The organism is Sinorhizobium fredii USDA 205, from assembly GCF_001461695.1.
In the GTDB taxonomy this organism is placed as follows: Bacteria; Pseudomonadota; Alphaproteobacteria; order Rhizobiales; family Rhizobiaceae; genus Sinorhizobium; species Sinorhizobium fredii.
The window spans coordinates 1-1543 of record NZ_AUTC01000082.1 but is presented as its reverse complement, the minus strand read 5'-3'; the positions used below and the strand labels follow the sequence as shown (position 1 = coordinate 1543).

The window sequence follows — 1543 nt, the reverse complement described above, 5'->3', positions numbered from 1 at the left end:
ACCACGCGCGGCGCTCAAAATCCTGCGGCCCTGCTCGGATGGATACCATCCACCGGACGTCTATGCCGTTTGACCTCAACGATCAAACTCGGATCCTTTGAACCTTGTTCATAAATCGCTATGTCAATTTGACGACGAGCTTGTGTGGCCTGCCCACGCAAGCGCACATTGTGGCGCACGACGAACTGTGGCAGCGGCCAGGCCGTTTTGAAGCGCTCCAATACAGCTTCTTCGTACTCCTTGGGTGTCATGGTCCGATCTCCAAATACCTTCTAGGCAATCAATCGTATCCACAAATTCACAGGACGATTCGCCGACCGGAGAGAATACGTACGCGATGCCTGCCATCCCGACACGCTGGTGCTAATGAACGTAGTGGTTTCGAACTCGAAACATTCACGACGGACCGGCTTTCGCCAGGACCAAGACCAGTGCGTGTCGAGCCAATGGCAGAATGTCCTTCTACTCCTCACCAGGCCAAACGTCGAAGAAGGCAGCTCTCAGTGGCGTCCTGACTGTCTCTGGGGCATTGCGGATGTAGTCCTCGGCAAGTGCAAACTTGTCAGATGGAAGCGCTTTGAGATAGATCATAGCCGCGTCGACTGAAAATTCGACCGACTGCAATTCAGCAAAATTCGGTGCGAGAGCGGTCCAAATGACTGCTTCGAGGCCGTGCTGCGCGGCCCACTCCCTGACAACGGGCACCACCTTTGGATGGCGTTCGAGCGCCCGTTCGCTAACATTATTGTGGAAGAGATCGACGAATCCCACGCCATTGACATGAGTCATCCCCTCGCGATCACGTAAGTTGTCGCGAGCGTCATCGAGGCTGTCGAAGCTGCTAATCGCGTAGAATGTCTCACACCTTCCCCATGTCGCTCATCTATCACGAGGGTCAAGCGGCCGTTTCCAGATATCCTTGCGAACTCAATCGGCAGATAGGGACCGGATTGTCGAAAGGGCACACTGATCTTAAGCTTCGCAGGATTCCAAATTAAAGAACCCCATCCAAGAACGGCGATGCGCATGTCCTTCTCCATTTTCCGACCCGCAATTGACTTTGTTCTTCCAACTATCCGGGTTGCGCTTCGCGGCTTGGAGCGGGGTCGGCCTCAAAGTGGTTCTCAGCCTTATCTCTCCCCGCTTTGACTATCGACGATTTCAAAGCCGCAATCTTCTCCTCAATTTCCTCGGTCGAGACCTCGATTCTGAGGCGTTCCTGAATGAAATTGAGGCGTCCTTCACAGTCCCTGACGATGTCGCCCCATGTTTTCACCCAGACCCTATGGTTTTCTTTGTCGAGGAAAAGGCCAACCGGGCGATCCTTTTGGGTTACCCGCTCCCTGACGAAATCATCGTACTCGGTTGTCACAAGGTAAAAGTTCCAGGTTGTCGATGTAGTGGCAAAGTCTGGCTGTTGGATCAGTGCCCTGACATAGTCCTCCAATTGGTCGAGCTCTTTGCGAGTGACCCTCAGGGAGGGCCGCTTCAGCTCTACCGTATCCATCCGAGCAGGGCCGCAGGATTTTGAGCGCCGCGCGTG

The 1543-nt window shown here is 54.2% G+C and carries 2 protein-coding genes and 1 pseudogene; all 3 read right to left on the bottom strand.

All coding sequences use genetic code 11. The features are described from left to right. Positions 1–14: 14 nt before the first annotated feature. A complete protein-coding gene (locus N181_RS31485; protein ID WP_234892884.1) occupies positions 15–251 on the bottom strand; it encodes a hypothetical protein in 237 nt (78 codons plus the stop codon). A 211-nt stretch (positions 252–462) separates the two neighbouring features. Beyond that, complete coding sequence (locus tag N181_RS34715; protein WP_234892885.1) at positions 463–789, bottom strand: hypothetical protein; 327 nt, start codon at positions 787–789, stop codon at positions 463–465. Between the two features lie 283 nt (positions 790–1072). Further along, positions 1073–1543 (bottom strand): annotated as a pseudogene (locus N181_RS09550) (hypothetical protein); the annotation flags it as partial.

Coding starts and splice junctions, on each gene's coding strand:
- N181_RS31485 (WP_234892884.1), bottom strand. CDS start 251: ATGACACCCAAGGAGTACGAAGAAGCTGTATTGGAGCGCTTCAAAACG.
- N181_RS34715 (WP_234892885.1), bottom strand. CDS start 789: ATGACTCATGTCAATGGCGTGGGATTCGTCGATCTCTTCCACAATAAT.